Below are 25,171 nucleotides of genomic sequence, written 5' to 3'. Positions count from 1 at the left end.
CGGGGTCGGTCAACATGCCCAACCCGTTCAAGGACTGGGCGCGGATGTACGGCGCCAACAAGCAGTACCTGGAGTCGCAGGGCCGTCCGTCGTCGTTCTTCGGCCAGATCGGGGACATCCCCAACCGCATTCACGAGGCCGCCGATGCCACCGAGATCGGCATGAAGATGATGCGCCATTCGCAGTTGACGAACGGTGGCGGCGTGCCCGCCACCGTCACCGTCGAAGGCGTCTGGGAGGTCGGGTCCTACATGAACATGTCACCGGTCCTGCGCATCCAGGGGCAGGTGATGCGCGACGACGGAACCGCGCCGTACGGCGCGGTCTTCGACGAGGTCGTCGCGCAGATGCACGTCGCCCGTGCGCAGCCGGGCATGACGCTTGCGGTGTTCGTCGACCCGAATAATCCGACGGATATGGCGATCGACTGGATTCGCACCGGCCGGATTTAGTCCTCGGCGGCTACAGCGTGTCGGCGGCCGTGCATAGAGTAGGGCGGTGACCGCGAGCGCAACGACCGAGAAGGCCACCGAAAAGTCGACATTGATGTTGCTGGACGGCAATTCGTTGGCGTTCCGGGCCTTTTATGCGCTGCCCGCCGAGAACTTCAAGACCCAGGGCGGCCTGACCACCAACGCGGTGTACGGCTTCACCGCGATGCTGATCAACCTGCTGCGCGACGAGCAGCCCTCCCACATCGCTGCAGCGTTCGACGTGTCGCGGCAGACGTTCCGCCTGGAGAAGTACCCGGAGTACAAGGCGGGCCGGTCGGCCACCCCCGATGAGTTCCGCGGTCAGATCGACATCACCAAGGAGGTGCTCGGCGCGCTCGGCATCACGGTGCTGGCCGAGCCAGGCTTCGAGGCCGACGACGTGATCGCCACGCTGGCGACCCAGGCCGAAAACGAGGGCTACCGGGTGCTGGTGGTGACGGGTGACCGTGACTCGCTGCAGCTGGTCAGCGACGACGTGACGGTGCTGTACCCGCGCAAAGGCGTCAGCGAGCTGACTCGGTTCACCCCGGACGCCGTGCTGGAGAAGTATGGGCTCACCCCGCAGCAGTATCCCGACTTCGCGGCCCTGCGCGGCGACCCGAGCGACAACCTGCCCGGCATCCCGGGTGTGGGGGAGAAGACCGCCACGAAGTGGATCGCCGAATACGGGTCGCTGCAGACGCTGGTCGACCGGGTGGACACCGTCAAGGGCAAGGTCGGTGATGCGCTGCGGGCGAATCTGTCGTCCGTCGTGCTCAACCGTGAACTCACCGACCTGGTCAAGGACGTTCCGCTGGCCCAGACGCCCGACACGTTACGGATGCAGCCGTGGGATCGTGACCAGATCCACCGCCTGTTCGACGATCTCGAATTCCGGGTACTGCGCGACAGGCTGTTCGACACGCTGGCCTCTGCGGACCCCGAAGTCGATCAGGGCTTCGACGTACGCGGCGGCGCGCTCGAGTCCGGCGAGTTGGCGGCCTGGCTGGCCGAACACGGATCCGGCAAGCGGTTCGGGATGGCCGTTGTCGGTACGCATTTGGCATTCGACGCCGACGCCACCGCGTTGGCGATCGTCGCGGCCGACGGTGACGGTCGCTACCTCGACACCGCGACGCTGCAGTCCGACGACGAGGCCGCGCTCGCGTCGTGGCTGGCCGATCCGAGCCAGCCGAAGGCACTGCATGAGGCCAAGCTGGCGATGCACGACCTCGAGGGTCGCGGCTGGAAGCTCGCCGGCGTCACGTCCGACACCGCGCTCGCCGCCTATCTGGTGCGCCCGGGGCAACGCAGTTTCGCGCTCGACGACCTGTCGCTGCGGTACCTGAAACGTGAGCTCCGTGCGGATAACCCTGAGCAGCAACAGCTTTCCCTGCTCGATGACACCGACGGCGTTGACGAGCAGGCCGTCCAGACGGTGATCCTGCGCGCGAGCGCGGTGATGGACCTCGCCGACGCCCTGGACGAGGAACTGGCGCGCATCGACTCGTCGGCGCTGCTGGGCAACATGGAACTGCCGGTGCAGCGTGCGCTCGCCGAGATGGAGTCCGCGGGCATCGCCGTGGATCTGAAGCAACTTGCGGAACTGCAGAGCGAGTTCGCTGATCAGATCCGCGACGCCGCCGAAGCGGCGTACGCGGTGATCGGCAAACAGATCAATCTCGGCTCACCGAAACAGCTACAGGTCGTGCTGTTCGACGAGTTGGAGATGCCGAAGACCAAACGGACCAAGACCGGCTACACCACCGACGCGGATGCGCTGCAGAGTCTTTTTGACAAAACCGGGCATCCGTTCCTGCAGCATCTGCTGGCGCACCGCGACGCAACCCGACTCAAGGTCACCGTCGACGGGTTGCTCAATGCGGTCGCCTCGGATGGTCGCATCCACACGACGTTTAACCAGACGATCGCCGCCACGGGCAGGCTTTCGTCGACCGAGCCGAACCTGCAGAACATTCCGATCCGTACCGAAGCGGGCCGTCGAATCCGGGATGCCTTCGTCGTCGGCAAGGGTTACGCCGAGCTCATGACGGCCGATTACAGCCAGATCGAGATGCGGATCATGGCGCATCTTTCCAAGGACGAGGGTCTGATCGAGGCGTTCAACACCGGCGAGGACTTGCATTCGTTCGTCGCATCACGGGCGTTCGGCGTGCCCATCGACGAGGTCACCGCGGAGCTGCGGCGCCGGGTGAAGGCGATGTCGTACGGGCTCGCCTACGGGCTGAGCGCATACGGCCTGGCCGCGCAGCTGAAGATCAGCACCGAGGAAGCCAAAGAGCAGATGGAGCAGTACTTCGACCGGTTCGGAGGCATCCGCGATTACCTGCGCGACGTTGTCGATCAGGCACGCAAGGACGGCTACACGTCGACGGTGTTCGGGCGTCGCCGCTACTTGCCGGAGCTGGACAGCAGCAACCGCAACGTGCGCGAGGCCGCCGAACGCGCCGCGCTCAACGCGCCGATCCAGGGCAGCGCCGCCGACATCATCAAGGTCGCGATGATCAACGTCGACACCGCCCTCAAGGACGCCGAGCTGAAGTCGCGCATGCTGCTACAGGTCCACGACGAGCTGCTGTTCGAGATAGCCGACGGTGAACGCGATGCGGTTGAGAAGCTGGTCCGCGAGCAGATGGGCAACGCCTACCCGCTCGACGTTCCGCTGGAGGTCTCCGTCGGCTACGGCCGAAGCTGGGACGCCGCGGCCCACTAGGGGGCGTCACCCGCGGGCCGCTGCCACTGTCCTCGCACACCACGCAACTCGACGCTGCCGCGGGGCATCGAGCCCGATCCATCGACAAATCATCGCTATCCACGAAATGCAGCGAAAGTGCGAGTAGGCGTCAGCATTTCGTCGAAAGCGATGAGGTCCCTGCCTCGCGCCGGGGTGGCAAGCGGTTTAGCGCACCGGCGGAGCGTGAAACCCGGCGAGTCCCGCCAGGGCGGGCGTCTGCATCCGCGCGACGTGCACCGCGTTGGCCTCCTCGGTCTGCATCGCGTACACCCGCGCGTCGCCGAATCCGCGGTCGATGCGGTCGCGCACAAACGCCAGTTCCACGACCTGGGCCGCGAAAGCCTTGACCGCTTTTCCGGCTGGCTTACCTCCGGAACGGCGTGCGTGGGCGATCGCCAACTTGCGGTTCTTGATCGAGTTCAGCCATGTCGCCTCGCTCGGCGTGACGAGCTGGGCGGCCACCATGCCCGGCAGTTTCTCGGCGACGACCCGCTGCTCCTTCTTGCGGCTGCGCACCCCCAGCACGATCGCGAACACGAAGACCGGCACCATCCAGAACACATAGACCGCCAGATAGGTCTCCGGTCCGATCACCGACGACCCGTTCCACAGACCGTGCATGATCACCGCCCCGGCGTACCCGAGCAGGATGTAGAACGACTTCGCGACAGGGTTGCGGTTATGCAGGGCGAACCACACCCCGAGCGCAAACATGGTGGTGAACAGCGAATGTGCGAACGGCCCCATGACCAGGCGGACCCCCGCCGTCAGCAGCGAGTCGCCCAGAGTCTCGCCGCCCGCGATGTACAGGATGTCCTCCAGCCAGGCGAAACCGGCGCCGACGAGGCCCGCGTACACCAGGCAGTCGGTCAGGGAATTGAGTTCATTGCGTCGTCGCCCCGTCATCATGAGCAGCAGAAATGCGCCTTTGGCCGCTTCTTCGATGACCGGTGCGCCAATCGCGATGGACACCCAGCTGCTGTCCTCGGACCCGCCCTGTGAGATCAGTGCGTCCAGGAAGAGACCGATGATCACCGACAGGATCACGGCGACCGACGCACCCCACAGAAACGCGAAAATCAACAGTCGGGGCGGTTCCGGTTCCCACCGATCGAGCCAGATGTAGGCGAAGACGACCACGCCGATCGCCACCCCGGACAGCACGAAGCCGATCGATGCGCCGACCGGGTTCAGCGCGGTCAGACCGATGACGATCAGCCCGGCGAGGATGCCGAGCAGGATGAGCACGCCCAACGGTGCTCCGACTTGCCGGATCTTCCGCTCGAACGGCGGTCGCGTCGGCCATGACTGCTGGGGAGCACCGGCATATGCCACGTAGGCAGGGTAATCAAGGATGAGATCGTTTGCGGGCTTCCTGGACCGGGTTTGTCCAGCATGTACCCAGTCGAGTAACCTCTACGGGTACCTGTCTGTGGTTTCGATTGGGCTCGGTCCGGCGTGCGTTCGGCTTGAGTTCCTGGATGGCGGGTAACACCCAATAGCAATCACTGTCCCAAGTCCCTACGACCAAACCTGTCCGGAGCAACCCACCACATGCCAAGTCCCTCCGTCACCTCGCCGCAAGTAGCCGTCAACGACATCGGCTCGGCCGAGGACTTTCTCGCCGCCATCGACAAAACCATCAAATACTTCAACGATGGCGACATCGTCGAGGGAACCATCGTCAAGGTTGACCGTGACGAAGTCCTGCTCGACATCGGTTACAAGACCGAAGGCGTCATCCCTTCCCGTGAGCTCTCCATCAAGCACGACGTCGACCCCAACGAGGTTGTTTCCGTCGGCGATGAGGTTGAAGCCCTGGTCCTCACCAAAGAGGACAAGGAAGGCCGCCTGATCCTGTCCAAGAAGCGCGCTCAGTACGAGCGCGCCTGGGGCACCATCGAAGAGCTCAAGGAAAAGGACGAGGCCGTCAAGGGCACCGTCATCGAGGTCGTCAAGGGCGGCCTCATCCTCGACATCGGCCTGCGCGGCTTCCTGCCCGCGTCGCTGGTCGAGATGCGTCGTGTCCGCGATCTGCAGCCGTACATCGGTAAGGAGATCGAGGCCAAGATCATCGAGCTCGACAAGAACCGCAACAACGTGGTGCTGAGCCGCCGCGCCTGGCTGGAGCAGACCCAGTCCGAGGTGCGCAGCGAGTTCCTCAACCAGCTGCAGAAGGGCGCCATTCGCAAGGGTGTCGTGTCCTCGATCGTCAACTTCGGCGCCTTCGTCGATCTCGGCGGCGTCGACGGCCTGGTGCACGTTTCCGAGCTGTCCTGGAAGCACATCGACCATCCGTCCGAGGTCGTGCAGGTCGGCGACGAGGTCACCGTCGAGGTGCTCGACGTCGACATGGATCGCGAGCGGGTTTCGTTGTCGCTCAAGGCGACTCAGGAAGATCCGTGGCGGCACTTCGCCCGCACCCACGCCATCGGTCAGATCGTGCCCGGCAAGGTCACCAAGCTGGTGCCGTTCGGTGCGTTCGTCCGCGTCGAGGAGGGCATCGAGGGGCTCGTCCACATCTCAGAGCTGTCCGAGCGCCACGTCGAGGTCCCCGATCAGGTCGTTCAGGTCGGCGACGACGCAATGGTCAAGGTCATCGACATCGACCTGGAGCGTCGCCGCATCTCGCTGAGCCTCAAGCAGGCCAACGAGGACTACACCGAGGAGTTCGACCCGTCGAAGTACGGCATGGCCGACAGCTACGACGAGCAGGGCAACTACATCTTCCCCGAGGGCTTCGACGCCGACACCAACGAATGGCTCGAGGGCTTCGAGAAGCAGCGTGAAGAGTGGGAGTCGCGCTACGCCGAGGCGGAGCGCCGCCACAAGATGCACACCGCGCAGATGGAGAAGTTCGCCGCGGCCGAAGCCGAAGAGGCAGCCAGGCCTGCGTCGTCGTCCAACGGGTCGCCGCGCTCTGAGGAGTCCGCCGGCGGTTCACTCGCCAGTGACGCCCAGTTGGCGGCTCTGCGCGAGAAGCTCGCAGGCAACGCGTAATTCTTCGTAACAACGAGCGCCCCGACGAGAGTCGGGGCGTTCGTTGTTTCGGCGGCGGGAGTCGGGGCGTTCGTTGTTCTCGGGCCTGACAGACTGGGGCGGTGCTGCGCATTGGCCTGTCCGGCGGTATCGGCGCCGGAAAGTCGACGGTGTCCTCGACGTTCAGTGAGCTCGGCGGAATCGTCGTCGACGGCGACGTGATCGCCCGCGAGGTGGTGGAACCGGGGACCGAGGGGCTGGGCAAGCTCGTCGACGCGTTCGGTAAGGACATCCTGCAGGCGGACGGTTCGTTGAACCGGCCCGCCCTGGCGGCGATCGCCTTCAGCGACGACGAGAAGCGGCAGACACTGAACGGGATCGTGCATCCGTTGGTGGCCCACCGCAGGTCTGAGTTGATCGCGGCTGCGGCCGACGATGCCGTGATCGTGGAGGACATTCCGCTGCTGGTGGAGTCCGGCATGGCGCCGATGTTCCCGTTGGTGGTGATCGTGCACGCGGACGTGGAAACAAGGGTCAAGCGCCTGATCGAGCACCGCGGCTTCACCGAGGAGGACGCCCGCGCGCGCATCGCTGCACAGGCCACCGAGGAGCAGCGGCGCGCCGTCGCCGATGTGTGGCTCGACAACTCCGGCAGCGCAGGGGAGTTGGTGGAGCAGGCGCGGGCGCTGTGGCATGAGCGGATCCTGCCGTTCGCCCACAACCTCGAACACGGCCGGCCCGCGCGCTCGGAACCGGTCCTCGTGCCGAGCGACCCGTCGTGGCCCGATCAGGGCCGTCGTATCGCAGCTCGGCTCAACACGGCCTGCGGGCACCGGGCGGTGCGCATCGACCACATCGGGTCGACGGCCGTCCCCGGGGTGGACGCCAAGGACGTGATCGACATGCAGGTGACGGTCGCCTCGCTCGAGGAGGCCGACGAACTGGCCGACGCGTTGACCACCGCTGGCTACGTGCGCAGTCCGATCACCGCCGACGTCGGCAAGCCCGACGCCCGCAGTACGGTCGCGTCTTTCGATCACACGAACGAAGAATCGTTGTGGCACAAGCGACTTCACTGCTCAGCCGATCCGGGCCGGCCGACCAATGTCCACATCAGGGTCGACGGTTGGCCAGGTCAGCAGTTCGCGCTGCTGTTCGTCGACTGGTTGCGGGACAACACTTCCGTCCAAGCCGACTACGTCGCGCTCAAGCGGAAGGTCGCGGGACAGGCGCACGTCGACAACGGCGCGTACGCCGACGCGAAGGAGCCGTGGTTTCTCGACGCCTACCGGCGGGCCTGGGAATGGGCGGACACCACGGGCTGGCGCCCGTGACGGTCAGGCGGTAGGCGGAGGCGACGCCGCCGGCGGTGCGGCATTGGGATCGGCCGGTAGGGCGGCTGGATCGACGGGCGCATCGACGGGGTCGGGGACGCCGACGACCGGGATATCCAACGGGGCGCCGCACTGCAGCGTCCCGTACAGCGGATCGTCCTTGACGCGGAAGAACCTCGGTGCGATGAACTGGTCCGCCTGAGCGACGATCTGGTCGTCGACCAGGATCTCGCAGTGCAGGTTCGATCCATACGGCCATCCGATGGACAGCGTCATGCCTGCCTTCGCGGGATCGTCGAGGACCGTGTTCACCTCGAAGGTCTGGCCGGGCAGCATCGTCGGGGTTGCGCTGTTGACGTTCGCGTCGTCCTGTTTGTACGCCACCACGGCGTCGCGGGACGTGCCATCGGCTCGGGCACGGTAGACCACGTTGTGGAGTACCTCGGGGACGGCCGCGTCAGGCGCCGGCTGCGGTTCGGCGGGCTCGGTACCGGGCTGGGCGAGCGCGGTCGCGGGAGAACCCAGCATCCCCATACCGACTGCGGCGACAGCGGCGAGTGCCGACCATCGGCGCTTGGGAGAACTCATGACAGCCGACTTTACCGGCTCTTCGCTCGTCAGAGCTATGACGTTGACCTGCGCTGTTGTCGTCATCACACCGGAAATCGATCAAGATCGTTCACGTGTTACGCAGGATCGCGCCAGGTCAGGGCCATCCCTTGGCCGGCGAGCCATCGATCGAGGTCATAGCCGTTTCTCGACAGCCCGTCGAGCGTCGATACCGCAGTCTGAACTGCCTGCTCAGCGGCCTCGGGCGACAGCAGGCGGTGCCTGACTGCGGTGAGTAGCTCGTCGACGTCGGCGAGATCGGCCCCGACGCCGGTGCGCACCACCAGATCCAGATAGTGGTCTTCGGCCTGCCACACCGTCTCGCCGGGGCTGTACAGGCCGATATCGAGGTAATAGTCCTGGTCGCGCTCATGACCCGGGTTGAAGTGGAACACGGTGGCCCGCAGGTTGAGCGCGGGCAGCAGCCACGACTCGAGGTAGTGGAACTGGGCGCGGCCGGGGGCCGGTCGGGCCATGTAGAGGCCCCACGGCTCGACGGTGTACACGTCAACGGCCCGCACGATGCCTTTCGGGTCGGTGTTGGTGCGAGCCCGCAGGTCGAATGTCTCGTGCTTGGGAGGGTGGATGCGATCAGCCTACGTCGGCCAGGGCTGCGGAACAGAACATGTCGGTGCGGGGTTCTACCCTGGTGAATATGGCTTTCGCTACTGAACACCCGGTGCTGGCGGTCTCGGAGTACCGTCCTGTCGACTCGATCGTGCGCGCCGGCGGCCGGTTCGAGGTCGTCAGCGAGCACCAGCCCGCGGGCGATCAGCCGGCGGCGATCCAGGAGCTCGAGCGCCGGATCGTGGCGGGGGAGCGCGACGTCGTGCTGCTCGGCGCCACCGGTACCGGTAAGTCGGCGACGACGGCATGGCTCATCGAGCGTCTTCAGCGGCCCACCTTGGTGATGGCACCCAACAAGACACTGGCCGCGCAGCTGGCGAACGAGTTGCGGGAAATGTTGCCGCACAACGCTGTTGAGTATTTCGTTTCGTACTACGACTACTACCAGCCCGAGGCGTACATCGCTCAGACTGACACCTACATCGAGAAGGACAGCTCGATCAACGACGACGTGGAGCGATTGCGGCACTCGGCGACGTCGAGCCTGCTGTCGCGTCGCGATGTGGTCGTGGTCGCGTCGGTGTCGTGCATCTACGGTCTTGGCACCCCGCAGTCCTACCTGGACCGGTCGGTGGAACTGCAGGTCGGCCAAGAAGTTCCCCGTGACGCGCTGCTGCGGTTGCTTGTCGACGTCCAGTACACGCGCAACGACATGGCGTTTACCCGCGGCTCGTTCCGGGTCAGGGGTGACACCGTCGAGATCATCCCCTCGTACGAGGAGCTGGCGGTGCGCATCGAGTTCTTCGGCGACGAGGTCGAGGCGTTGTATTACATGCACCCGCTGACCGGCGACGTCGTGCGCCAGGTCGACTCGCTGCGCGTCTTTCCGGCCACCCACTACGTGGCGGGACCCGAACGCATGGCGCATGCGATCTCCACGATCGAGCAGGAACTCGAGGAGCGGCTGGCCGAATTGGAAGGCCAGGGCAAGCTTCTCGAGGCCCAGCGGCTGCGGATGCGCACCAATTACGACGTCGAGATGATGCGCCAGGTCGGCTTCTGTTCGGGCATCGAGAACTACTCGCGCCACATCGACGCTCGCCCGGCGGGTTCGGCGCCTGCGACGCTCCTGGATTACTTCCCGGAGGACTTCCTGTTGGTCATCGACGAGTCGCACGTGACGGTGCCCCAGATCGGCGGGATGTACGAGGGCGACATGTCGCGCAAGCGCAACCTCGTCGATTTCGGGTTCCGGCTGCCCTCGGCGGTGGACAACAGGCCGCTCACGTGGGAGGAGTTCGCGGACCGGATCGGGCAGACGGTGTATCTGTCGGCAACACCCGGACCGTACGAGCTGAGCCAGAGCGGTGGCGAATTCGTCGAACAGGTGATTCGGCCGACGGGCCTTGTCGATCCCCAGGTGGTGCTGAAGCCGACCAAAGGTCAGATCGACGACCTGATCGGCGAGATTCGCAAGCGAACCGAGCGTGACGAGCGGGTGCTCGTCACCACACTGACCAAGAAGATGGCCGAGGACCTGACCGACTATCTGCTCGAGATGGGCATCCGGGTGCGCTACCTGCACTCAGAGGTTGACACGCTGCGTCGCGTCGAGCTGTTGCGGCAGCTCCGGCTCGGTGACTACGACGTGCTCGTGGGCATCAACCTGCTCCGAGAGGGTCTCGACCTGCCGGAGGTGTCGTTGGTGTCGATCCTCGACGCGGACAAGGAAGGCTTCCTGCGGTCGACCCGCAGCCTGATCCAGACCATCGGTCGCGCGGCGCGCAACGTGTCGGGCGAAGTGCACATGTACGCCGACAAGATCACCGACTCGATGCGCGAGGCGATTGATGAGACCGATCGGCGCCGGGCCAAGCAGATCGCCTACAACGAAGAACACGGCATCGACCCAAAGCCGTTGCGTAAGAAGATCGCTGACATCCTCGACCAGGTTTACCGCGAGGCCGACGATGTCGAGATCGGTGGTTCCGGCCGCAACGCGTCACGCGGCCGTCGCGCGCAGGGCGAGCCGGGCCGTGCCGTCAGCGCGGGCATCATCGAGGGCCGCGACACGTCGAACATGCCGCGTGCTGAGTTGGCCGATCTGATCCGGGATCTGACCGAGCAGATGATGACCGCCGCACGCGATCTGCAGTTCGAGTTGGCGGCCCGCATCCGCGACGAGATTCACGACCTGAAGAAGGAACTGCGCGGCATGGACGCTGCGGGCCTGAAATAACTTGACCTCAACAGCGGTTGAGCTCCTAGCGTGAGCGGCGTGACTGTGACCGCGACGACCGCCACCGGTGGCTGGCGTGAGCTGTTGGGCCCGAAACACCTCGGGGCCTCGACGGTGTTGGCCGGCGGCGTTGCGCTGTACGCCACCAACGAATTCCTGACCATCAGCCTGCTGCCGAGCACGGTGGCCGATATCGGTGGGCAGCGCCTCTACGCCTGGGTCACCACCGTGTACTTGGTCGCCTCGGTCGTGTCGGCGACCACGGTGAGCGCTGTGCTGGCGCGGGTTGGGCCGCGGTGGGCGTACCTTTCCGGCCTCGGAGTGTTCGGGCTGGGCAGCCTGCTGTGCGCCCTGGCGCCCACAATGGAGTTGCTGCTGGTCGGCCGAGTGGTCCAGGGCGCAGCGGGCGGGCTGCTTGCCGGGCTTGGCTATGCGGTGATCAATTCCACGCTGCCGCAATCGTTGTGGACCAAGGCGTCGGCCCTCGTGTCGGCGATGTGGGGCGTGGGGACGATACTCGGTCCGGCCGCAGGTGGCCTGTTCGCGCAATACGGTTCCTGGCGTTGGGCATTCGGCATGCTCGTCGGACTCGCCGCGCTGATCGCTGTGCTGGTGCCGTTCGCTCTGCCCGCTCGGACGGACGCGCCTCGGGTGCGTGACCGGATCCCGGTGTGGTCGCTGCTGCTGCTCGGGTCGGCCGCGTTGGCGATCAGTGTCGCGGGTGTCCCGCGGAACATGGCGTGGACCATTGCTTTGGTTGCGCTGGGCGCGGTGTTGGTCGCGGTGTTTTTGATTGTCGATCGTCGCGCAGGCGCGGCGGTCCTGCCGCCCACGGCTTTTCGGCCAGGCCCGCTGAAGTGGATCTATCTCACCCTCGGCATGTTGATGGCCGCGACGATGGTCGATCTGTACGTGCCGTTCTTCGGCCAGCGGCTGGCGCATCTGGCCCCGGTAGGGGCGGGATTCCTCGGTGTGGCGCTGGCGGTCGGGTGGACGATGAGCGAGATCGCCAGCGCGTCGGTGACCAGGACGAAGATCGTGGTGCGCATCGTCGCGGTCGCGCCGCTTGTGATGGCGACCGGACTGGCGCTGGCCGCGGTGAGTCAGGTCCAGGACGCATCGGCAGGCGTGATCGCGGTCTGGGTGGTGGCGCTGGCACTGACGGGCGTGGGGGTCGGCATGGCGTGGCCGCACCTGTCGGCGTGGGCGATGGGCTCGGTCGACGATGAAAGCGAAGGTGGCCGCGCCGCGGCGGCCATCAACACGGTGCAGCTGATCTTCGGAGCGTTCGGGGCCGGGCTGGCGGGCATCGTGGTCAACACCACCGATCGCGGCGATGCGACCGCCGCGCGCTGGATGTTCGCGACGTTCGCGGTGCTGGCCGTGGTCGGCCTGATTGCGTCTACGAGAAGTGGTAGTCGGACAGGTCGATCGACACCATGAGCTCACTGAACCGCGGTCGCCCGTCGTCGCCGCACCGGTACGCCCGTCGTTTGGTCGGCATCATGATGCCGTCGGCGTCCACGAAGTCCGAGATGTACTGAATCGCCGAGAAACTGCCCGCGATTTCGACCCGGTAGTCGTGGCGCGCCAGCAACAGGTCGGGTCCGAAGTAGAACTCCTGAAGCGTGCTGTGGCTGACGATGCCGGCCGGAAAAGTGACCTGCAGGCCGGTCAGCGTTCGGCCGTCGTCTTCGATCGGGTCGAGCTCGCTGACGGTGAACCCCGGGAGCGCCAACAGAAACGGACTCGTCAGGTACGTCCACAGCGCGTATCCGTTGAAGTGGGCCCGCTGCAAAGGATTCCACGGAGTGTTGAGGTCGTCGCCTTCGAATGACGCCTCGGGGTTCATCAGTTCAGCCACGACGACGCCGTCGAGTTTCTCGATCGCGACGCGCTCCGCCGTGAAATCGGTTTTCTGGTCGTCCGCGCCGAAGGGTTGCACCGAGGCCCATTCGTGTTGCAGCGCTGCGGTCATTCGGCGAGGCGTCGGGTCCTGGGGTTGGCCCTTCATCTCGAACATCAGACCGCCGCTGACGATCGTGGCCTCGACGCGTGAGAAGCGCCGCCAGGCGTCCAGTCCACCGTGTGCATCGAGCACCCTGTCCAGCAGACGCGTCACAGCACCGGCAGCAGGTGTCGCAGAATGGTGGCCGACGTCGCCGACGCCTGGTCGACGAATGCGGTGAAGTCGAAAAGCGAATTCCCGCCGGCGAGGTCGGAGAGCGCGCGGATGACCAACCAGGGAAGTCCGAACGCCTCGCAGACTTGCGCGACCGCGCCGCCCTCCATTTCGATCGCCTTGCCTCCGAACTCGGCAAGCAGCCACTCTCGCGTGGAATCGCAGTTCAGATACTGGTCGCCGGTAAGCACTGTGCCATAGACGATTTGACCCGGAACCGCCATGTCGGCGAGCCGGCCTTTCACCCTGCCGAGCAGCTCGGGATCCACCGGATAGCCGAGGCGATCGGTTTCGTTGATGATCGGCGCGTGGCCCGGTTGATAGGGGCGGATCTTCTCGTTCTCGAGGACACCGGCGTCGTGCTGGACGATGCGGTCGGCCACGACGACGTCACCGATGGACAGCGCCGGGTCGAGCCCGCCTGCCACACCGGAGAAAACGATTGTGCGGCACCCGAACCGGTCGGCCAGCAGCGTGGTGACGATCGCTGCGTTGACCTTGCCCATCCCGGATCCCGCCAACACGACGTCGTGGCCGTCGAGGACGCCGGTGACGAACCGGGTATGCGCCCTGGCTTCGGAGTGGGTTTCCGACAGATCGCCGAGTAGCGCGTCGAGTTCCTGCGGGATGGCGCAGATCAGTCCGATGGTCACAAGACATTATGCGGCGGCCTAGTCGGGGTCGTCGTCGAGCTGGTGGATCCCGATCACACCGTCGATCCCCGCCAGCACCATGGGTGCATTCACGATGCCTCTGCCTCCGAGCGTCACCAGCACACCGGTCTGACCCGCGCCCGTGGCTTGCTCTGCGGTGTCATTCGCGAGGTCGGTGAGTTGCCACTGGCGGCGCTCGCATGCCTGCAGAATGCGCGTCATCACGCCGCGGCCCTCCAGGTAGCTGATGTGCATGGTGACCGATCCGCTCAGCCGGGAGGTGAGCCAGCGTGCCAGCGGCAGGAAACCGATGACGACGAGGAAGTGCATTGCCGTGACGGTGACGGCCAACAGCAGCAGGCCGGAACCGGCCGCCATGCCGATGGCCGCGGATTCCCACACGGCGGCCGCGGTCGTCAGACCGTGGACCGAGCCGCGGCGAAAGATGATGATGCCCGCGCCGAGGAAGCCGATACCCGAGACGATCTGGGCGGCGACACGGGACGGGTCGACGACGACGAGTCCGTCCTGCAGCACATCCTGGAAGCCGTACTTGCTGACCAGCAGGATCAGCGCCGCCGCGGTGCCGACGATCGTCTGTGTGCGCACCCCGGCGCTCTTGCCCTGGAGTTCCCGTTCGAGCCCGATCAGCGCGGTGAGACCGAACGCGACGAACAACTCGACGATCTGGCGGGTGCCCTGCCCGGGACCACCGAAGAACGGTGGATCGGCGGCGGCCAACAAGACATCCATCCGCACAAATTAACCCCGGGACCAGCGCGCTGACGGTCGGCGCGCCGTCGGTTCGCCTCACGACGATCGCAACGGTGGGCGTGGGCGCCCCACCGTGGCAACGTCAATGCCGACGCGGGTGTGGCTGAGAGGCAAGGCACCGGCCTGCAAAGCCGTTTACACGGGTTCGAATCCCGTCACTCGCTCCAGGGAATCATGGTTAACATCTGAGCGTGGCCAAACTCGAGCTGTCGCGAGACCTGTCGTTGAGCCCCGATGACGCGTGGGTACACGTATCGGACCTCTCCACGCTCGGCGACTGGCTATCGATGCACGAGGGCTGGCGTGGTGAGCTCCCGTCGGAGCTGGAGGTGGGCACGACGATTGTCGGGGTCGCCGGTGCCAAAGGCATGCGCAACCGCGTCAAGTGGACCATCCGGGAACTGGATCCGCCGCGACTCATCGCCATCACCGGCGACGGCGTCGGCGGCACGAAGTACGCACTGAAGATGACGGTGAAGCAGACGAAGCAGGGCTGCTCGTTCACGATGAAGATGGAACTCGGCGGTGCGCCGCTGTTCGGGCCCATTGGAATGGCAGCGGTGCGGGCGGTAAAGGGCGACCTCGAACGGTCGATCCGCAAGTTCGAATCGCTCTACGCCTGAATCTTTGCAGCACAAACTAACGGATGCGTCGATCGCAAACCCTATCGATCAATAGTCCTGCAGCAGAACTGTTTTCAGCGCACGCGCTGACACGGCGCCTCACGATTTGCTGAAGGTTTCGGCCCGCGCGGACCGACAGGGGCACCCGAGCGGCAATCCGTAGAGCGGCTAAGATCGTGTCGGGTCGGATAGCTGATAACGCAGAGGTTTGATCGTGAAGATGAAGAAGATCGGCGCCAGTGTGGCGTTCGTCGGGGCAATGGGGTTCACAGCAGTGGGGCTGAGTGCCGCCGTCGCCAATGCCGAACCGGCAGTACCGAATTCGCCGGGAATCATGTGGAAGCTCGACAAGCCGCGTTGGCACGACCGGCGCGACGATTATCGCGAATGGCGCGATGCCCGGTGGGACGGTCCTCGCTACTACGGACCCTGCGGATGGGTACCGCCGAACGTGTCGGGCTGGGTGCCGCCTGCCGTCTGCTAGCGACGCAGCGAGTCGAATATCTCCCGGTAGTGCAGGTGTGCGACGAAGTGTCCGCCGTCGCGAATGTTCAAGGTCGCGTTCGGGATTCGTGATGCGAGCCGCTGCGGCCAACTCGGGTTGATCAACTGATCGTCAGTGCCCGCCCAGATGTCAACGGGTACGTCGAGGTCTTCGGGTGCAAACCCCCAGGGCCGCATCCATGCGCGGTACTCCTCGACGGCGCCTGCCGGTTGGCAAATCGCTTCGCGGGACATCCTCGCGAACGTCCGGAATCCCTCGCCGCGGATGACAGCGCCGTCGGCCTTTCCCAGGTCACGCGCGGCGAGGCGTCCGTACAGCACGGGGGCGAGTCGTGGCGCAAGTCCCATGATTCGAAACCACTGTCGCGCCAGCCACGGCGCACGCTCAGCCATGCGGGTGAGGTATCGGTCCATCGCGGGCAGTTGGTCGAACACGCCGGATCCGGTCAGCGGCAGTGCCCCTGCGACGATCGCCACCCGGGTCACCCGGTGACGCAGAGCGTGTCCCACCGCCGCCGCGTACTGTCCGCCCATCGACCAGCCCATCACGGCGAACCGCTCCACCCCGAGTCGGTCGACCAATTCTTCGACATCGGAGGCCCAGCTCAATGTGGTGCGCCCGGGATCGGGATCTGAGTGTCCGACACCGGGCCGGTCCGGTGAGATCAGCCGAATCCCGGCCGCTGCGGCGACGTCGTCAGCCGATTCGACGTCGAGGCGGCAGGCAAGGCCACCGTGTGCGTTGACGACCACAAAGCCATCGGGCGTGCCGTATTCGGCGTAGGCCATCGATCGTCCGTCGCGCAGACAGATGAGGCGCTCCACCGTGGTCTCCATGCACGTGATGATGTCCTAGGAGGCGAGCAGGTCGGCCGCGAATCGCAGATCCGACACCAGGGCGTCGAATGCCTTGCCGCGGTCCTCTGGACGCCCGCGCAGCACCGACGACGGGTGTGCGGTCGCCACGATCTGCGGATCGAACGCGAGATCGTCGGAGTCGGGCAGGTGCACCACTTCGCCGCGATGGGCGGTGAGCCGAAACTCGCGGCCCATCAGCGATTGTGCGGCCGTCGCGCCGAGCAGCACCACCACCTCCGGCTGCACGGCCATCAGCTCGGCGAACAGCCACGGCCGGCAGGCCACCACCTCGGTTCGACTCGGTGTCTTGTGGATGCGCCGCTTGCCCCGCTCGGGGAGCGTGAACTTGAAGTGCTTCACCGCATTCGTGACATACAGCTGCTGTCGCTCGACGCCAGCCGCCGCCAGCGCTTTATCGAGCAGCTTGCCTGCAGGCCCGACGAATGGCTCGCCGGCCCTGTCCTCCTGATCGCCGGGCTGTTCGCCGACCAGCATGAGATCCGCCGTGGCCGACCCGGCGCCGAACACCATCTGGGTTGCGTCCAGGTACAGGTCGCAGCCCTTACAGCTGTGCGCGGCCTCTGCGAGATCCCCTAGGTCGCGGCTGTCCGGTACGAACTCGGCCGCGGTATGCGCTGCCATGGCAAGCGATTACCCGCCCGTCGGTGCCGTAATCCGTGCGAACCGCCGGTATGTAGGCGGGGTCACGTCGGGGCGACATCAGTGATGTTGCTAGCGCGCAAACGACGAAAGTCCAGGCTGATGCCACTCATGTGTGGTGATTCGCACCCATGTTCGCCGGACGACGGGTTACTGTCTCGGGTGGCGCTGCAACCTACATTGGGAGGGCAACGAATGAGCGGCTACACGACCATCGTGGTCGGCACGGACGGATCGGATTCGTCGCTGCGCGCGGTGGAGAAAGCCGGCCAGATCGCCGCCGGGTCAGGCGCGACAGTGGTCGTGGCGACGGCGTACTTCCCCCAGAGCGAAGACCAGCGCGCGGCCGACGTGCTCAAGGACGAGGGCTACAAGATGTCGGGCAACGCCCCCATCTACGCGATTCTCCGCGAGGCGAAGGAACGTGCGCATCAGGCGGGTGCCAAGAACGTCGAGGAGAAGGCGATCGTCGGCGCACCCGTCGACGCCCTCGTCGATCTCGCCGAAGAGGTCAAGGCCGATCTTCTTGTCGTCGGTAACGTCGGCCTCTCCACGATCGCTGGCCGCCTGCTCGGTTCCGTGCCGGCCAACGTCGCACGTCGATCCAAGACCGACGTGCTGATTGTGCACACCACGCCGTAAGGATCAGCACCGCCGCCACCACGATCGGCCAGTCACCGAGCCGATCGTAGGCAGTGGCGCGCGAATCCAGCGGCACATCGACCACCAGTACACCTCGGTCGGACGCGGGCAACCGCCCCAGTTCACGGCCGCGCGCATCGAATGCCGCACTGACACCGGATGTTCCGGCATGCACGGCGGGATGACCGGTCTCGGCGGCGTGGACGGCGGCCATGCTCGCCAATTGCGGTTGTGCCCAGCTGCCTTGATAACTCGACGTCGAACTCTGATACGCCAGGAGCTGCGCGCCCAGGCGCACTACGTGCCGCGGCAGATCCGAAAACGTTGTCTCGAAACTGATCAACGGCCCGACGGCCAGCGTCCCGGCGTGCAGTACCACCGGGCCGTCGCCGCGGCGGCGATCCTCGCCGGCCGCGTTGGTATGACGGGTTGCCCAGCCGAGTAGCGCTCGTAGCGGCACGTATTCGCCGAACGGCACCAGCCGCGTCTTCGCATACGAGCCGCGTGGGCCGTCGGACCCGATGAGCACCGACGACTTGTAGATTCCGCCGTCGGGAGCTCGTGCGTCGACGTTCACCAACACGTCCGCGCCGACCCGGCGGCGCAGTTCGACGAGCCGCGCTGTGGCGTCCGGGTCGCTCGTCAGGTCGACGCCCACACTGCTTTCACCCCAGACCACGAGATCGAGCCGTTCGCCCACCAATCCTTCGGTCAATCGCTCGCTCGCGGCCTGACGTGCCCGTGCGTCGTCGATATCGCCGGGCTGGACGAGCGCAACCCGCACCGTCGGCCCCGGGGCGGGCGCCGGACCCAACCAGAACCACGTCGGGCCGAGGGCGATCAGGGCAACCGGCAGTGCTGCCGCACGCCAGGAGCACAGCAGGATCGCCGCCACAATCGCGGTGTTGACGGCGACCATCAGGAAGCTGACGAGCCATACGCCGCCCACCGAGGCGGGCGCCAGCGTCGCCGGCTGAACCCACTGTGACGCGCCGAGCGGCGCCCACGGCCCGCCGAAGTGATGCCATGACCGCACCGCTTCGGCGAGCACCCAGGCAGAGGGCAGCACGACGACCGCGGCAAGAACCCGTCGCACCGCCGCCTCGCCGGAAAGCAGCCGCTGCGCCGCGAAGCCCCACGGAAACCACAGCACGCCGACGACGAGCGCGACCACGACCAGCAGCGGGCCTGCGCTCGGAAACAGCCAATACTGGTTTGTCAAAACGAAACCGGCCATGCCGAACCAGGCACGCGCGCCGCCCTGCAGGGCGGACGGCGCCGCGCGGACAATGAACAGCAGCGGGATCAGCCCGACCCACGCGAGCCACCACCACGACACCGCGGGGAAGGCGAGGGCAGGGATCGCGCCGGCGACCAGCGCCGCCGCGAGCCCGCGAATCAGCTGAGGTGGCCTCAGGTAGCGGACGCCTTGGCGATGCTCGCGATGGCCTGATCCAGGGTTGCGTTGAATTCCTCGTCGCTCTGCTGCGCGGTCAGACCCTCGGTCAGCGCGCGCGAGAAGCTCGCGATGACGCCGGTGTTGCGGGCCAGCTTCTCGCAGGCCTCGTCACGGGCGTAGCCGCCGGACAGCGCCACGACACGTAGCACCTTGGGGTGATCGACCAGCTCCTTGTAGAGGTTGTCGGTGTCGGGCAGCGTCAGCTTGAGCATGACCTTCTGGTCGTCACCGAGCGCGTCGACGCCGGCCAACAGGGCGGCCTTGAGCTGCTCCTCTGCCTCGGCCTTCTTCGGGCTCTTGATGTCGACCTCGGGCTCGATGATCGGCACCAGGCCCTTCGCGAGGACCTGCTGTCCCACCTCGAACTGCTGGGCGACCACGGCGTCCAGGCCTGCACCCGGCAGCTTGATGACCGAACGTTCCTTGGTGCCGAAGACCCCGTTGGCGACGGCGCGGTCGAGCAGATCATCGAGGCCGGGCATCGGCTTCATGGTCTGCGCGCCGTCCTGCTCGTCGTTCAGACCCTTGTCGATCTTGAGGAACGGAACGATGTTCTTGACGTTCCACAAATAGGCGGCGGTGGGGGTTCCCTCGATCTGGCGGTCCATGGTCATCTCGAAGAGGATCGCGCCCATGATGCGGTCGCCGTCGAAGGCCGGACTGGTGATGATGCGAGTTCGCATCTCGTGCACCAGGTCGAACATCTGCTCGTCGCCGGAGTAGGCGTCCTCGCTGATGCCGTACAGCTTCAGCGCCTTCGGGGTGCTGCCACCGCTCTGGTCAAGTGCGGCGATGAAACCGGCACCGCTTTGCGCCTTCTTCAACTGATCCTGATTCACCTAAATCTCCTGCAGCTCATCGACGAGTTCTGCGCATCAGACTAGGACAGCGCGTTCACCGCTTGGCGGGGCCCTACGCGTTGTGACGCCGGTTCAGCCCGTCGCTCACCGCCGCGACCGGATTGAGTGATGCGGGAGCTCAGATGCGTGCGGCGTCGGAGACTCGAATCGTCTCCTCGCCTTCGCCATGGACGGACCATTTCGCGACCGATGAAGTCGTGTTGGTTGCGGCGTTGGCCGGTGCCGCAATCGTCAGTGCTACCCCACCGAGGGCTAAGCCGAGCCAACCGGCGATGACGGCGGAGACCGTGAGTTTCTTCACGGTGCTGATGTTCATCTCGATCGCCTTTCGGTTGTGACTTCTGGTGTTCGCCGGGTCGTGCCGATAGACGTATGGCCTCACGAGCACTCCGCCACCGGGCAAAAGATGCGACTTGATCAAGCCCCCATCAGGTAAAGATGTAGCGCTCAAATCGGGTTCATTCGCCGTTCGAGGTGCGACACTCCAACTGGCGAGAGGGTCAACTATGACGTCGATACTGCACCGCACGCCGATCGCACGCCGCGAGAACGGCGTACCACCTCCGGACGTGCCTCTGGCCGACATCGACCTCGCATCGCTGGAGTTTTGGGCGCGCGACGACGACATTCGCGACGGGGCGTTCGCGACCTTGCGACGCGAGTCGCCGATCACCTTTTTCGCAGTAGCGGAATTCCCCGGTTTCCCGGCGGGCGCCGGCCACTGGGCCCTCACCAGGTTCGACGACATCCACTATGCCAGTCGTCACCCCGAGATCTTCAGTTCCATCCCGACCAGCACGTCGCTGAACGACGTGGCGCCCGAGGTCGCCGAGTTCACCGGATCGATGATCAACCTCGACGATCCCCGGCACACCTGGTTGCGCAAGATCGTCAACCGGGCGTTCACGCCGAAGGTGCTGGCCCGCATCGAAGGCAGCGTGCGCGACCGTGCGCGCACGATCGTGAACGACATGGTCGCTAACAATCCCGACGGCCGGGCCGACTTCGTCGCCGAGGCTGCCGCACTGCTGCCGTTGCAGGTCATCTGCGACATGATGGGCATCCCGGAAGAGGACGAGGAGAAGGTCTTCCACTGGACCAACGTGATGTTGGGTTTCGGCGACGACGAGGTGTCGGGCGACTTCGATGCCGTGCTGGTGGTGGTGAACGAAATCGTGGAGTACGCCATGGGTCTCGCTGAGGAACGACGAGCCAAGCCCGGCGACGACCTCACCACCAGCCTGGTGCAGGCCGAGGTCGACGGAACGCGGCTCACGTCAAGCGAGTACGCATCGTTCTTCATACTGCTCTCGGCCGCCGGCAACGAAACCACCCGCAACGCGATCAGCCACGGCATGGTGGCCCTGTCCCGCTACCCCGATGAAAGAGAGAAGTGGTGGAACGACTTCGACGGGGTGGCCGCCACCGCCGTGGAGGAGATCGTGCGGTGGGCATCTCCAGTTATCTTCATGCGGCGCAACTTGACTCAGGATGTCGAGCTGCGCGGCATCGAGATGAAGGCGGGGGACAAGGTATCCCTGTGGTACAACTCCGGTAACCGAGACGAGGCCAAGTTCGCCAATCCGTGGCTGTTCGATGTGACGCGGGATCCCAACCCGCACATCGGATATGGCGGCGGTGGCGCGCACTTCTGCCTGGGGGCGAATCTGGCGCGACGCGAGATCCGGGTGATGTTCGAAGAGTTACGCCGCCAGATACCCGACGTGGTCGCCGTCGAGGAGCCCGCGATCCTACACTCGGCGTTCATTCACGGCATCAAGCGGCTACCGGTCGCCTGGTCGGTGCCTGTTTAGCCGTATCTTCCGCAGATGCCGTCACGGCATCGCTTCGGCCCAGTCGATGTGGCCCTCGAACCCGAGTGACGTCGCCATGTCGCGATAGCGGTTGCGCAGTGCCGCGTAAAGGTCATCGTCGCCACGCGCACGCGCCATTAGGGCATGCAATCGCAGCAGCCACACGTCACGAACTGCGGAGCCGTCGGCAGGCGCCGCGTGCAGTGTGTCGATCATGGCCCCGGCCTCAGCAAGGTCATGTCCGGTGCCCTGCTCGATCAGCGTCTCCACGAACATGCAACCCGCGGGTATGTAGTACGCGACCTGGCCCCCGATGATCATGTCCGAAACCGATTTTCGGAGTAGCTGGATGCCGGTATCGAGATCGCCGTTGCGGACGAGGTGCAGCCCGAAGAATAAGTCCATGACCGACAGCTCCGAGCCAAGGAATCGCTGTTTCTCCGACAGCTGGCGGGCCTGTCTTACCAGGTCGAGTCCGCGGTCTCGCTCGGCCGCAGTATCTCGTCGGAACAGCAGCGAGCCGAGCTGCCACTTCACCATTGCAATTGCGTAGTCGTTGCCCGACGACTGCACGACTCCCAGTACCTCTTCGCCTGCACACACCGCCAGGCGGTCGGCACGCAACGCACCGGTGTAGACACCCGAGCCGTATTTGAACGACATCGTCACTGCGAGCGTCAGCGGTTCCCCAACCTCCTTCGCGTAGGCAAGACCAGCATCCAGATCGTCACGCCACCCCGGTAAGCCGAACCAGGACCGGGCCGCCCCACGCAAGGCGAGAGCCACTGCCAACGGCGAACCCACGATGAGGTTGCCCTTCGTCGCGTCGCCATCGGCCCAGTCAATGGTGGTCTGCGCCCACCGGATCACTTCTTTGTGTTCGGCCACCTGGGATTTGATCCCCATGGCTCCGAAGCCGGCCTGCGCCGTTAAAGAGGGTTCGCCAATCGAGTCGAGCAACGCAATCTGTTCGGACGCCCATCGGGAGGCCCCGTGTGGGTCGCCGTGCTGCGAACGCTCGGCCATGGGCCCCATCATCGCGATCGCGAGCGAGGTCTTGTCGTCGGCCAGCGCGCACAACTGCCGCAACTCGTCGAAGCGACTACTGGGATCGGCGTGTATCTTCCAGTCGGTTCCGCAGAGCGCAGCACGCGGTGTGATGCGCATCGTCAACCGTCCGGGGTGCTCTTCGGGTAGTGAATCGGCCACGAGTCGGGCTCGCTCCCAGCTCATTCGTGCCGCCGTGAGATCGCGGTTGTTCGACCAGGCGCCCGCGCGCATGTGCCATTCGTATGCGGCGTGCAGATCGCCCGCTGCTTCCAGGTGTTCGGCGATCAGCGCGGCGTTCTCGTCAGCGCTACCCGCGGCCTGATTCTCGATCGCGGTCGCGACCAGTTGGTGTAACGCGGCGCGATCGGATTTCAACTGTGTCTCGTAAGCCACCGTGCGAATGAGGGGCTGGCGGAACACATATTCGGGATGGCGGGTGAACGTCACCTGGTCGATGAGCTGCGTGGCCAGCAGCTCATCGACGATGGGGTCGACACCCAAAGCCGTCAGCAGGTCCGCGCTGAATCGAGATCCGATCACCGCGGCTGCGCCCAATGTGCGCTTCGATGACGGATTGAGCTGATCGATGCGCGACGCGATCGTCGTCTGCAATGTTGCGGGAACTGCGATGTCGGCTGCTTCTACGGTTGCCACGAAGGACCCGGCTCGGCCCTTCAACACACCACGCTGGGAGAGCTCCAGCACGATCTCCTCCGCGAAAAACGGTGTGCCGGCGACTCGTTCGATGATGACTTCACCCAAAGCGCTGACGCTGGGATCGGATCCGAGCAGCCCTGAAACCAGCTTCGTCGTCTCCGGTCTGTTCAGCGGCGCAAGGGCGAACGTCTGCGCTCCCGGCACCCGCGTCAGCGCCCCGCGGTAGTCCGGCCGGTAGGTGATCACGGTGAGCAACGGTGTCTGCGGAACCACCTCGAGGAAATCGGCGAGCATCGATTCGCTGGCCTCATCGATCCAGTGCACATCTTCGATGACGTACACCACCGCACGTGTGACGGCGAGCGATGCGGCGTTCACGAGCGCCGTCAACCGCCGTCGGCGGGCGTCCGGATCGATCAGTGGCAGGGCGACATCGGGGTCGGAGATGCCGAGGAGGTCCTCGAACAGCATGATGTCTTCGGAATCGGCGTCGCGCGGCTGGGCCGTGAGACGTTCTCTGGCGGCGGCCGCCTCGAGTCCCTCGATACCCGTGGCCGCGCGGAAGAGCTTCTTGACGACATTGAAAGGCACCTGACTGGTGTGCGACTCGCTGTAAGTGGTCAAAACATCGACGCCGCGGGCTTGCGCCATGGTAGCGAGCTCGCGTGTCAGGCGACTCTTGCCGATGCCCGCGGGTCCTGAGATGCCGACGACCGCACCTTGTCCAGCGATCGCTCTGTCCAGCAGTCCGCCGAGCGCAGACAGTTCCCAATTCCGGCCCACCAGTTGGGATTCGGTACGCGTGACTGCGCGTTGCCTGCCGATGCCCAACAGCCGTCTGGCCGTGACAGGTTCGTCGGCACCCTTTATGTGGACCGACTCGGGATCGCCGAGCGCCGCCACCTTCTCCACCAATCGAGCGCTGGACGCGCTGAGCATGACACCGCCCGGCGGAGCGACGGATTCCATCCGTTGTGCTAACCCGACGTGCTCACCGACCGCGGTGTAACCCAACGCGGCAGAACCTACTTCACCCGCGATCACCTGCCCGGAATCGAGCCCGACGCGCAACTGCAAGTCGAGGTCGTCTCGCTGCTTCACTTGTGCTGCGACCGGCGCGATCTCCTGCTGTATCTCCAGGGCCGCCAGGCAGGCCCGGATCGCGTGGTCTTCCAGCGAGAGGGGCGCGCCGAAGACCGCCATGATGCCGTCGCCGGTGAACTTGTCGACGGTGCCGCCGTAGCGCTGCACGATCGACGTTGCGCAGTTCACGACCTCGGCCATGATCTGGCGCAGTCGCTCCGGGCCTAGCAACCTGGCGATGTCCATTGATCGCACGACGTCGGCAAACAGGACCGTGACCTGCTTGTACTCGGCTGGGGCAGCGCTCGTCAGCGATGTTCCACACTCGCTGCAGAACTTCGCCGCCGCCCCTACCTCGGTATCACAAGTGGGACACCGCGTGCCACCCACGCCAGT

At 65.4% G+C, this 25,171-nt stretch carries 21 protein-coding genes, 1 tRNA gene and 1 pseudogene; 11 read left to right on the top strand and 12 right to left on the bottom strand.

Translation table 11 applies throughout. From position 1 onward, the window contains the following. The first annotated feature begins 14 nt into the window (after window positions 1-14). Together G6N42_RS09680 and polA are read left to right on the top strand one after the other, a co-directional pair. Window positions 15-452 (top strand): hypothetical protein, encoded by a 438-nt coding sequence (locus G6N42_RS09680; protein ID WP_163729043.1) that lies wholly within the window; start codon window positions 15-17, stop codon window positions 450-452. Between the two features lie 94 nt (window positions 453-546). After that, the gene (gene polA / locus G6N42_RS09675) at window positions 547-3,207 is read left to right on the top strand and encodes a DNA polymerase I (protein ID WP_163737254.1); all 2,661 of its coding nucleotides are present in this window, start codon (window positions 547-549) and stop codon (window positions 3,205-3,207) included. Between the two features lie 186 nt (window positions 3,208-3,393). Here polA and G6N42_RS09670 read toward each other — a convergent pair whose 3' ends face one another. Further along, window positions 3,394-4,563, bottom strand: coding sequence for a PrsW family intramembrane metalloprotease (locus G6N42_RS09670; RefSeq protein WP_163729040.1), 1,170 nt, complete (start codon window positions 4,561-4,563; stop codon window positions 3,394-3,396). Between the two features lie 219 nt (window positions 4,564-4,782). Between G6N42_RS09670 and rpsA the strand changes: the two genes are divergently transcribed. Both rpsA and coaE read left to right on the top strand, forming a co-directional pair. Then, window positions 4,783-6,228, top strand: coding sequence for a 30S ribosomal protein S1 (gene rpsA, locus G6N42_RS09665; RefSeq protein ID WP_163729037.1), 1,446 nt, complete (start codon window positions 4,783-4,785; stop codon window positions 6,226-6,228). 101 nt (window positions 6,229-6,329) lie between these two features. Further along, window positions 6,330-7,541, top strand: a complete 1,212-nt coding sequence (coaE, locus tag G6N42_RS09660) for a dephospho-CoA kinase (protein WP_163729033.1) — start codon at window positions 6,330-6,332, stop codon at window positions 7,539-7,541. A gap of 3 nt (window positions 7,542-7,544) precedes the next feature. Here coaE and G6N42_RS09655 read toward each other — a convergent pair whose 3' ends face one another. Both G6N42_RS09655 and G6N42_RS09650 read right to left on the bottom strand, forming a co-directional pair. After that, a complete protein-coding gene (locus tag G6N42_RS09655; RefSeq protein ID WP_232076114.1) occupies window positions 7,545-8,129 on the bottom strand; it encodes a hypothetical protein in 585 nt (194 codons plus the stop codon). Between the two features lie 98 nt (window positions 8,130-8,227). Further along, entirely contained in the window at window positions 8,228-8,671 is a 444-nt protein-coding gene (locus tag G6N42_RS09650) for a ribonuclease FAU-1 family protein (RefSeq protein ID WP_163729028.1), read from the bottom strand. A gap of 134 nt (window positions 8,672-8,805) precedes the next feature. Here G6N42_RS09650 and uvrB point away from each other — a divergent pair, with 134 nt between their 5' ends. Then, the gene (gene uvrB / locus G6N42_RS09645; RefSeq protein ID WP_197905527.1) at window positions 8,806-10,956 is read left to right on the top strand and encodes an excinuclease ABC subunit UvrB; all 2,151 of its coding nucleotides are present in this window, start codon (window positions 8,806-8,808) and stop codon (window positions 10,954-10,956) included. Between the two features lie 39 nt (window positions 10,957-10,995). After that, entirely contained in the window at window positions 10,996-12,399 is a 1,404-nt protein-coding gene (locus tag G6N42_RS09640) for an MFS transporter (RefSeq protein WP_163729025.1), read from the top strand. Here G6N42_RS09640 and G6N42_RS09635 read toward each other — a convergent pair. From G6N42_RS09635 to G6N42_RS09625, 3 genes are read right to left on the bottom strand one after another with little or no spacing between them, the layout of a single operon-like run. After that, window positions 12,359-13,078, bottom strand: coding sequence for a hypothetical protein (locus G6N42_RS09635; protein WP_163729022.1), 720 nt, complete (start codon window positions 13,076-13,078; stop codon window positions 12,359-12,361). The two genes, G6N42_RS09640 and G6N42_RS09635, sit on opposite strands and share 41 nt — an antisense overlap. Beyond that, complete coding sequence (locus G6N42_RS09630; RefSeq protein WP_163729019.1) at window positions 13,075-13,791, bottom strand: 5'-methylthioadenosine/adenosylhomocysteine nucleosidase; 717 nt, start codon at window positions 13,789-13,791, stop codon at window positions 13,075-13,077. The genes G6N42_RS09635 and G6N42_RS09630 overlap by 4 nt, the downstream gene beginning before the upstream one ends. 18 nt (window positions 13,792-13,809) lie before the next feature. Next, window positions 13,810-14,544: an MgtC/SapB family protein gene (locus tag G6N42_RS09625; RefSeq protein WP_163729016.1), complete on the bottom strand. Its 735-nt coding sequence runs from the start codon at window positions 14,542-14,544 to the stop codon at window positions 13,810-13,812. A 114-nt stretch (window positions 14,545-14,658) separates the two neighbouring features. On the opposite strand from G6N42_RS09625, the gene G6N42_RS09620 reads away from it, so the two are divergent. The 3 genes from G6N42_RS09620 to G6N42_RS09610 all read left to right on the top strand — a co-directional run bounded on the left by G6N42_RS09620 (window position 14,659) and on the right by G6N42_RS09610 (window position 15,672). Beyond that, window positions 14,659-14,732 (top strand) — tRNA-Cys (locus tag G6N42_RS09620). Window positions 14,733-14,756: 24 nt separating this feature from the next. Further along, the gene (locus tag G6N42_RS09615; RefSeq protein ID WP_163729013.1) at window positions 14,757-15,188 is read left to right on the top strand and encodes a type II toxin-antitoxin system Rv0910 family toxin; all 432 of its coding nucleotides are present in this window, start codon (window positions 14,757-14,759) and stop codon (window positions 15,186-15,188) included. A 220-nt stretch (window positions 15,189-15,408) separates the two neighbouring features. Beyond that, window positions 15,409-15,672, top strand: a complete 264-nt coding sequence (locus G6N42_RS09610; protein WP_232076521.1) for a hypothetical protein — start codon at window positions 15,409-15,411, stop codon at window positions 15,670-15,672. Here the strand turns inward: G6N42_RS09610 and G6N42_RS09605 are convergent. After that, window positions 15,669-16,529 (bottom strand): alpha/beta fold hydrolase, encoded by an 861-nt coding sequence (locus tag G6N42_RS09605; RefSeq protein ID WP_163729006.1) that lies wholly within the window; start codon window positions 16,527-16,529, stop codon window positions 15,669-15,671. The genes G6N42_RS09610 and G6N42_RS09605 overlap by 4 nt on opposite strands. Before the next feature lie 15 nt (window positions 16,530-16,544). Further along, a complete protein-coding gene (locus G6N42_RS09600) occupies window positions 16,545-17,192 on the bottom strand; it encodes a UdgX family uracil-DNA binding protein (RefSeq protein WP_163729001.1) in 648 nt (215 codons plus the stop codon). A 213-nt stretch (window positions 17,193-17,405) separates the two neighbouring features. Here G6N42_RS09600 and G6N42_RS31170 point away from each other — a divergent pair, with 213 nt between their 5' ends. Then, window positions 17,406-17,852, top strand: a complete 447-nt coding sequence (locus G6N42_RS31170; RefSeq protein WP_107529106.1) for a universal stress protein — start codon at window positions 17,406-17,408, stop codon at window positions 17,850-17,852. On the opposite strand, the pseudogene lnt reads toward G6N42_RS31170, so the two are convergent. The 3 genes and pseudogenes from lnt to G6N42_RS09580 all read right to left on the bottom strand — a co-directional run. After that, window positions 17,818-19,230: pseudogene (gene lnt, locus G6N42_RS09590) on the bottom strand (apolipoprotein N-acyltransferase); the annotation flags it as partial. The gene G6N42_RS31170 and the pseudogene lnt overlap by 35 nt on opposite strands. A gap of 35 nt (window positions 19,231-19,265) precedes the next feature. Continuing rightward, window positions 19,266-20,150 carry a fructose bisphosphate aldolase gene (locus G6N42_RS09585; RefSeq protein WP_163728998.1) on the bottom strand — a complete coding sequence of 295 codons (885 nt, stop codon included), beginning with the start codon at window positions 20,148-20,150 and terminating at the stop codon, window positions 19,266-19,268. 139 nt (window positions 20,151-20,289) lie between these two features. Beyond that, entirely contained in the window at window positions 20,290-20,487 is a 198-nt protein-coding gene (locus G6N42_RS09580; RefSeq protein ID WP_163728995.1) for a hypothetical protein, read from the bottom strand. A gap of 190 nt (window positions 20,488-20,677) precedes the next feature. Here G6N42_RS09580 and G6N42_RS09575 point away from each other — a divergent pair, with 190 nt between their 5' ends. Next, complete coding sequence (locus tag G6N42_RS09575; RefSeq protein WP_286201639.1) at window positions 20,678-21,985, top strand: cytochrome P450; 1,308 nt, start codon at window positions 20,678-20,680, stop codon at window positions 21,983-21,985. 21 nt (window positions 21,986-22,006) lie between these two features. Here the strand turns inward: G6N42_RS09575 and G6N42_RS09570 are convergent, their stop codons facing one another. Next, the gene (locus G6N42_RS09570) at window positions 22,007-25,165 is read right to left on the bottom strand and encodes an AAA family ATPase (protein ID WP_163728991.1); all 3,159 of its coding nucleotides are present in this window, start codon (window positions 25,163-25,165) and stop codon (window positions 22,007-22,009) included. Window positions 25,166-25,171 lie beyond the last annotated feature (6 nt).

The sequence above is a fragment of the Mycobacterium gallinarum genome, from assembly GCF_010726765.1.
In the GTDB taxonomy this organism is placed as follows: Bacteria; Actinomycetota; Actinomycetes; order Mycobacteriales; family Mycobacteriaceae; genus Mycobacterium; species Mycobacterium gallinarum.
The sequence above is the reverse complement of the archived record's forward strand: the minus strand, read 5'-3'. Positions and strand labels throughout refer to the sequence as shown.

Excerpts from the sequence above, each read along its gene's own strand:
- G6N42_RS09680 (WP_163729043.1), top strand. The coding sequence starts at position 15 with ATGCCCAACCCGTTCAAGGACTGGGCGCGGATGTACGGCGCCAACAAG.
- polA (WP_163737254.1), top strand. The coding sequence starts at position 547 with ATGTTGCTGGACGGCAATTCGTTGGCGTTCCGGGCCTTTTATGCGCTG.
- rpsA (WP_163729037.1), top strand. The coding sequence starts at position 4,783 with ATGCCAAGTCCCTCCGTCACCTCGCCGCAAGTAGCCGTCAACGACATC.
- G6N42_RS09655 (WP_232076114.1), bottom strand. The coding sequence starts at position 8,129 with ATGAGTTCTCCCAAGCGCCGATGGTCGGCACTCGCCGCTGTCGCCGCA.
- uvrB (WP_197905527.1), top strand. The coding sequence starts at position 8,806 with ATGGCTTTCGCTACTGAACACCCGGTGCTGGCGGTCTCGGAGTACCGT.
- G6N42_RS09625 (WP_163729016.1), bottom strand. The coding sequence starts at position 14,544 with ATGGATGTCTTGTTGGCCGCCGCCGATCCACCGTTCTTCGGTGGTCCC.
- G6N42_RS09610 (WP_232076521.1), top strand. The coding sequence starts at position 15,409 with ATGAAGAAGATCGGCGCCAGTGTGGCGTTCGTCGGGGCAATGGGGTTC.
- G6N42_RS09605 (WP_163729006.1), bottom strand. The coding sequence starts at position 16,529 with ATGGAGACCACGGTGGAGCGCCTCATCTGTCTGCGCGACGGACGATCG.
- G6N42_RS09600 (WP_163729001.1), bottom strand. The coding sequence starts at position 17,192 with ATGGCAGCGCATACCGCGGCCGAGTTCGTACCGGACAGCCGCGACCTA.
- G6N42_RS31170 (WP_107529106.1), top strand. The coding sequence starts at position 17,406 with ATGAGCGGCTACACGACCATCGTGGTCGGCACGGACGGATCGGATTCG.
- G6N42_RS09580 (WP_163728995.1), bottom strand. The coding sequence starts at position 20,487 with ATGAACATCAGCACCGTGAAGAAACTCACGGTCTCCGCCGTCATCGCC.
- G6N42_RS09575 (WP_286201639.1), top strand. The coding sequence starts at position 20,678 with ATGACGTCGATACTGCACCGCACGCCGATCGCACGCCGCGAGAACGGC.